This is a genomic window from Candidatus Zixiibacteriota bacterium, from assembly GCA_014728145.1.
Lineage (GTDB): Bacteria > Zixibacteria > MSB-5A5 > JAABVY01 > JAABVY01 > WJMC01.
The window spans coordinates 1-7,255 of record WJMC01000115.1 but is presented as its reverse complement, the minus strand read 5'-3'; the positions used below and the strand labels follow the sequence as shown (position 1 = coordinate 7,255).

General features: G+C 51.3%; 6 protein-coding genes. 4 read left to right on the top strand and 2 right to left on the bottom strand.

The features are described from left to right. Positions 1-1,281 (bottom strand): excinuclease ABC subunit UvrA (locus GF404_07095; GenBank protein ID MBD3381946.1); only part of this gene is annotated, 1,281 nt, incomplete at its 3' end. Positions 1,282-1,604: 323 nt separating this feature from the next. Here GF404_07095 and GF404_07090 point away from each other — a divergent pair. The 4 genes from GF404_07090 (at position 1,605) to GF404_07075 (ending at position 5,809) form a co-directional block, all read left to right on the top strand. Continuing rightward, entirely contained in the window at positions 1,605-3,098 is a 1,494-nt protein-coding gene (locus GF404_07090; protein MBD3381945.1) for a hypothetical protein, read from the top strand. 5 nt (positions 3,099-3,103) lie between these two features. Next, a complete protein-coding gene (locus tag GF404_07085; protein ID MBD3381944.1) occupies positions 3,104-4,348 on the top strand; it encodes a hypothetical protein in 1,245 nt (414 codons plus the stop codon). A 56-nt stretch (positions 4,349-4,404) separates the two neighbouring features. Beyond that, on the top strand, positions 4,405-5,163 hold the full coding sequence (gene bshB1 / locus GF404_07080) for a bacillithiol biosynthesis deacetylase BshB1 (GenBank protein ID MBD3381943.1): 759 nt from the start codon (positions 4,405-4,407) through the stop codon (positions 5,161-5,163). Positions 5,164-5,290: 127 nt separating this feature from the next. Beyond that, complete coding sequence (locus tag GF404_07075; protein MBD3381942.1) at positions 5,291-5,809, top strand: hypothetical protein; 519 nt, start codon at positions 5,291-5,293, stop codon at positions 5,807-5,809. Positions 5,810-5,886: 77 nt separating this feature from the next. Here GF404_07075 and GF404_07070 read toward each other — a convergent pair. Beyond that, positions 5,887-7,255 (bottom strand): hypothetical protein (locus GF404_07070; GenBank protein MBD3381941.1); only part of this gene is annotated, 1,369 nt, incomplete at its 5' end.

Sequence of the window (7,255 nt, the reverse complement as noted above, 5' to 3'; positions counted from 1 at the left end):
GCCTGTCAGCACCGCCAGTGATTCACGCTTGAGACGAGCACCGCCACACAACGGACAGTCCGAAACCGACATGAATTGTTCGATCCAGTTGCGGATACCCGACGATTCGGTCTGTTTGTAACGTCGTTCCAGGTTCGGGATCACACCCTCGAAACTGGCGGTATACTCACCCCGGGCATTGCCCCGCCCGGAGGCATGTTCGTAGGCAAAGCTGATCTCGGTCTCTCCGGAACCATGGAGTATAACCTCGCGCACTTTTTTGGGCAGTTTCTCGAACGGAGTTGAGAGTTTTACTCCGTAATGACGGGCTACACCGCGCACCTGGAAGCGATACCAGTTGGCGATATCCGCGCCCCAGGGTGCAATCGCGCCCTCGTGAATCGAAAGCGATTTGTCCGGTACAATCAGGCTCTCGTCGATCTCCATCTTGTGCCCCAGACCATCGCAGGCCGGACAGGCACCGTAAGGCGAGTTGAACGAAAACATGCGCGGGGTCAGTTCCTCATAGGAAATACCGCAGTCAATACAGGCGTAGTTCTCGGAGAACAGCATCTCCTCACCGCCCACCAGGTCGGCTATCATCACCCCCCCGCCGATCTTCAGAGCCGTCTCAGTCGAATCAGCCAGACGCCTCCTGACTTTCGAGGATATCACCAGCCGGTCGACGATTATTTCGATCGAGTGTTTCTGCTTTTTGTTAAGATCCGGCATCTCGTCGGTGGAGTAAACCTCGCCGTCGATCCGAATCCGCACAAAACCCTCTTTGCGAGCATTTTCGAGGATATCTTTATGTTCACCCTTGCGGCCGCGCACAAGCGGAGCCAGGATCTGAAGCCGGCTCTTTTCCGGCAACTGCATCAACTGATCGACCATCTGCGAGGAAGTCTGCTGAGAGATCGGTTTACCGCAGTTAAAGCAATGTGGATTTCCTATACGGGCAAACAACAGCCTCAGGTAGTCGTAAATCTCGGTCACCGTACCGACAGTTGAACGGGGATTTTTTGCGGAGGTACGCTGTTCGATCGAGATCGCCGGCGAGAGACCGTCGATGAAATCGCAATCCGGCTTGTCCATCATACCCAGAAACTGGCGGGCATAGGCCGATAGCGACTCGACATAGCGTCTCTGGCCTTCGGCATAGATCGTGTCGAAAGCCAGCGAAGACTTGCCTGATCCGGATAATCCGGTGATGACAACGAACTTGTCGCGCGGGATGGTTAAATCTATATTTTTGAGGTTGTGCTGGCGCGCACCCTGGATAGTAATTTTATTTTCCGCCATTTATAATCCTGTATGTTGCTTTTGCTCACCTTTGCGCTGATTGTAATACAGTTAAATGAAAATAAGCGCAATTGGTTCGTAAATCATTTTTTAAAGCCTGAAAATTATTTTCAGACCGATTTTGGACATTCCGGCAATATATCCGTCTACACCACTTGGGGCAAGAAATAAGGCCGTCTGTGAACCAAAAAAGGTGTTGACAAAGAAGGGCTTTGAATGTAGTTTTGAATTTTAATTTTTTATTGCAAAAGATGGGTTTTGCAACGACTTAGGTAAGCGATGGACGCTATTTCGGGGAAGAAAATATTACATTATAACTGGAGATGGTAAGGACCATGCGAAAATTAAAAACATTCACTGTTTTGCTCCTGATTCTGGCATTGTCCGGTCAGGTTCTGGGAAGCGGATACGCTGTCAGCGGAGTCGGCGCCCGAGCACTGATCATGGGCGGTGCCTTTCGGGCTGTCGCCGATGACTGGAGCGCCGCTTATTACAATCCAGCGGGGCTGGTCAATGTCTTCGAAAACCAGGTTACATTTGGCGCGGACATTTATTCCAACCGTCCCACCTTTACGCCGGATGTTACCCAAAACGGTTATCATCTGGGCTACTACGACGGCGAGGAAAGAGTGCCCAACGACAAGCTGGTGTATACGCCCTATGCTTCCGGTATCCTGGTACTGCCGTTTTACGAGAACATGACTTTCGGCCTGGCTGTTTTTCAACCCTTCGATTACCAGACCGAATGGAAGCTGTTCCATATCAGCCCGGCTTATAATCCGCTGGTCGATGATACGCTCTACGACCCGGTGGAGGAGCCAATGGTAATGTTTCCGGGGGAATGGTCTCATCGGATGAACCTCGACGTGATCGATTTCCATCCGACATTCGCGATGCAGCTGATGGAAGAAAAGCTTTCTGTCGGACTTGGAATTTCGATTCGCAAAGGAACGTTCTTCCATGATCAGCTCAACCTGGTGCCCAATGATCTGGCCGAACCGTTCAGCTCGCGACCCTATGAAAATTTTGTTCAGCTATCTGAAGTGGATGCCTCCGGATGGGGCTTCGGTGCGAACCTGGGTGTGCTTTTAAACCTCAACGATAAATTCAGCCTGGGCGCTTCCTATCAAACCAAGACCACGATCGATCTCGACGGTGAATCGATTACCAAGTTCTATTCGCCCTATAATCGACATTTGTTCAACTATGCCGACACCGGTTCGCTGGCTGAGCTGATCTTCTCAGATTCGACAACATATCAGTCGGTGGCGGATATCGAAACAGAGTGGACTGTGCCGTCTGAATTCGGATTCGGGCTGTCCTATCAGGCCTCGGACAAGGTGCTTGTGGCGGCAGATTTCAGTTACACCCTGTGGTCAGAATATGAAGATATGGTATTCGATACATCCAACACTACCGGAATGACCCAGTATTCCATACTTAACGAAATGCTGGTGCCGGCCAGGATCGTGAATCGCTGGGATGATGCCTTCAAACTCTCGCTTGGCGTGGAAGGGATTCTCAACGACAAGGTCACCCTGCGGGGCGGTTACTGCTACGACCAGTCTCCGATTCCGAATGAAAACGCGACTGTCGATTATGGCAACCCGGGTGACCAGCACAGGTTCACCGGTGGCGGAAGCCTTGTTGTCAGCGACCGGGTTTCGTTTGTCGGCGGGCTGGGATTCATCTTCAAATCCGAGACTGAAATCGAATCTCTCGAAGATCTGGACTCCGATGGTGTGTTCGACAATCTGGCCGGAACTCACAGCGAATTCAGCCTGCTGGCATCGCTGTCAGTCGTAGTGAAGTTTTAGGAGGTATGGCAATGAAGAAAATCTTGTTTATATATCTGGCCGTGATGCTGGCTGTGGGTTTGATGCTCGTCAGTTGCGGCGAACGCGATAACCCGGCCGCTTTTCCGGACATCAACGAGCGTGGCGGAGACGCCTATTCCGGTAAACGTTCCGACGGTGTCCTGACCTATTTCAGGGCCTACGAGGCGATTTCCGACTATGCCGGCTGGGAATTCTTCTATTATGGCCCTAATACCAGTTTCTTTTCCAAAATCTATACACCGCCCAATTTCTCGTTTCAAGCTAATAAGCCATACCCGATCCTGTACCTGCTTCACGATTTCATGGGCGATGAAAACTACTATTTCAACTATATGGTTCAACGCCTTGCCGACAGCCTGATCTACGAAGGCGAAATCAAGGAATTCTATATCGTCACGGTGGATGCATCAACGCCCTACGGCGGTTCGTGGTACACCAACAACGATTTCTTCGGACATTTCGAGGATATGGTGGCGCAGGAGCTGATCTCTCATGTCGAGGAAGATGTGCCCCAGCTCAATGTTCTGAGCAAGCGCAGTTCACGGGCGATCGGTGGTTTCGGGATGGGTGGCTACGGCGCCCTCAAGATTATATCCAAATACCCGGACCAGTACAGTTCGGTTTCGACATCGAACTGTGCCGGAATGTTTGAAGGCGATGGTTCCTCTATGCGCGGAATGCAGGACCTGGTCAGCAAGGTGCTCGAGGAACAGGAACTGACCACGCCGGTCAGCAATTTCAATGAGGCTTTTGATACGACATTCGGGTGGAGGAACAATATGCCTTACACCTGTCTGTTCTTCTCCATGGCGCAGGCGTTCAGCCCGCATCCGACGGATACGAATCATGCCCGCTACGCTGATTCGACTTCATATCTGCCGTTTTTCGGTTTCGATCTGCCCTTCGATTACAACGGCAATATGTACGCTGAAGTGTGGGACAGCCTGTGGCTGAAGAATGATCTCGATAATATTCTTCCGGATGCCTCCGGGCATTTCGATTCGATTGCGGTATACATGGAATACAGCGACACCGAGCAGTTCTACTTCAACGAACAGGCACAGGCGGTGATGGCGCTGATGGACAACCTGGGGATAGAATACTCTTCTGCCACCTATTCCGGTTATGACGGCTATCCGGCCTCTAACAAGCATTTCATCTATGACCGCTTGATTCACATACTCAAATTCCATTCGGAGCAACTCAGCGAACAACTGGAAGACAATTAATTGAATGATTATACAGATGCTGTCCGGATTTTCCGGACAGCATCTTTTTTTATGCCATGGCTTCAGACAAATACGACATAATCTCGATCGGGGCTCATCCGGATGATGTCGAGGTCGGTACCGGCGGGGTGCTGATAAAGCTTCGGCAGATGGGTTACCGAACCGGTATAATCTATCTTACTCAGGGCGAGATGGGCACCGGTGGATCACCGGAAATCCGCGCCCGTGAGGCTCAGGAGGCCGCCGATATCATGGGCGCCGATCTGCTCGAGACGCTCAACTGGGGCGATACACAGTTACGCGATCTGCCGGAGTATCGTTACCGGCTGGCGGAGATGCTGAGGCGTTACCGTCCGGATATCGTGCTGGCGCCCTGGATGAGCGGTGGCCATGGGAAAAGACAATCCCATCCCGATCACCTGGCGGCCGGACAGATCGTAACTAACTCAATATACTATGCCACCTTCAAAAAGCTCAAGATCGAAGGTGAAACTCATCATGTCAAAGCCCTCTTTCACTATTTTTTACCTCCCGAGGTCGCCCCAACTTTTGTGGTCGATATAACCGATCAGTATGAGCGCTGGATGGATGCTCTCAAGGCGCACAAGACTCAGTTTCTGAACCCGGATAAAAAGCGGGATTATATCTGGTCGCTAGAGACCCGCGCCAGGGCTTTCGGTGCCCTGGTGGGAGCGCGCTACGGGCAGGGTTTCAGGATCGGGGAGCCGCTTAAAATTATGGATCTCTTCTGTTTGATTCGAGGCGGGGATGACCGTGATAAATGCTCCAAAATCGAACGACCTTCCAAAATGTAACTATCGCACTACACCGTCTGCCCAAATTCAGAACAACCTTCCGCGCGAGGCTCAATACCCTCCCGGAGCAGTCGACATATCTAATAACACAACTTGGGGAATTCAAATGACAGCTCAGGAATTTGAAATGAATACCATGTCTGATGTTATCAAAGCTATACTCGATCGTTACGCCTCAGAAATGCCCTGGGGGATTTATTTCTACGAACCGGAAAAAAAGGGTCTGGCTCATTTCGGCCAGCTCACCGATTCCGAGAAATATCGTAAAACCGAACTGTATCTTGCGACTACGCTCAAGGATGTCTGCAGTATGGCGCGCTCGTATGGCCGTACCTACACCGAAACTTCGCCTTCGGGCATGGTGTATATTGCCGTACCACTGATTACTAACCAGAAGACATGGGCTATCCTGGCGACTTACCTGGCGACCGGCAAGGTCGGGAGCTGGAGACGTTCGCTCAACCGGGGACCTTCGGTTTCCGACAGCGTTGATCTGCTCAAGGAGATCGGCACAGTGCTCAATACCTATCAGCAGATGCAGGAATGGGTAACGACCGACCAGGGTGAGATGATGACCAGATCGCCATCCCAGAATGATATTAAGTTCCCGCTTGGCGAGGTGCCCGGTTTTCTCGAAAAAGGCTGAGAATTGTCGAGTATTCAAGCGGGCTGAAAACCCGGCTGTCTTACGTTAACATCAATTTTCAGCAACCACTCTACTGATCATAACTGGTTCAGCAGTTCATTGACCGCCCGTGTCAACTGTGGATCATTATCGAAAACCTCATCGGCGACATCGAAATCGACAGTGATATCCGGGTAGCGTGGAATATTCTCCAGATTTTCCATATCAGCTGTATAACAGCCCCACGACGGCCGCCTGATCCGGGTACCATCGATCAGGTTGAATGACGATGTTCCAATCACGCCACCGGAAGTCGGCATACCGACGATTTTGCCCAGCCCGAGCTGGCGGTAACCTGATGCGAAAATCTCAGCATTGGAAAAGGAAGCTTCGTTGATAATCAGTATCGAGGGTTTTTCGAGCGCTTTGGAGCGATGTTTGTTCTCGGAAACCAGCGGACCACCAACGAAATTGCGGTAAATATATGTCCTGTTGGTTAAAATCTCCAGCAGAAAGACCGCGATCGAACCGCCCCGGTTGTAGCGTACATCGATCACCAGCCCGTCTTTTTTCTCCGCCAGATTGACCAGTTCCTGCTTGAAATCGCGCAGGTTACCGCTACCCATCGCATCCAGGTGAACATAGGCCAGTTTCCCGTCCGAGAGGGAGTCTACGATCTGCCTGCGGGTGTCGATCCACCACTGGTAGCCAAGGTCTCGAATAAGTCCGAATCCGGCTCCCTTGATTTCGGCAGTGCGCTTTTTACCATCCGCACCGATCACCTCGAAAGCCGTCTTTTTGCCCTCTTGTCCGGCGATGAGTTCGAAGTAATTACTGGCACGACCCAGGGTAATGCCATTGACGGCAATAATCCGATCCCCCTCACGAAGCGGATTTTCAGCGGTTTCGGCCGGAGAATTCGGCAAAATCAGCCTGATTCGGTAGATACCCTGATCACGATAGGCATCGCTATCGAAAAAGAAACCGTAATGAGCGCATTGAACCTGCTTGTCGGGAGATTTGTAATTGGGGTAAATCCTGAGATGGGAAGCGCGCAGTTCCCCCATAAGCTCCGAGACTACCTGGATGAATTCATCCTCAGTTTCAAGGGCTCCGATCAACGGTATATACTTTTCACGGGCGGCTTCCCAGTCGATTCCATGATGCTCAGGATCATAGAAATACTGGTTTAGCATGCTCCACGCTTCTTCGTACTTCTGGCGGTTTTCCTGGTCGATTACGAGTTTCATCTCGGCTGAAAACCCGAGTGTCTCAGATTTTTTCTTGCCGAGGTCGAGTTTTTTGAGCTTGCCACCCTCTAGGTAGTAGACGGACTTCGAATCATCTGAAACCTTAAGGTGGCTCTTACCCTGCCCGGAATGGGTCAACTGGGTCAGGTCGGGATCGCCATCCTCGGTTTTGACAGACCAGATCTCCTCCTTGCCCAGAAGCGAAGCGGTGAAGATG

What these genes read in the sequence shown, in the direction of transcription:
- GF404_07090 (MBD3381945.1), top strand. Translation starts at nt 1,605, where the DNA reads ATGGTAAGGACCATGCGAAAATTAAAAACATTCACTGTTTTGCTCCTG.
- GF404_07085 (MBD3381944.1), top strand. Translation starts at nt 3,104, where the DNA reads ATGGCAATGAAGAAAATCTTGTTTATATATCTGGCCGTGATGCTGGCT.
- bshB1 (MBD3381943.1), top strand. Translation starts at nt 4,405, where the DNA reads ATGGCTTCAGACAAATACGACATAATCTCGATCGGGGCTCATCCGGAT.
- GF404_07075 (MBD3381942.1), top strand. Translation starts at nt 5,291, where the DNA reads ATGAATACCATGTCTGATGTTATCAAAGCTATACTCGATCGTTACGCC.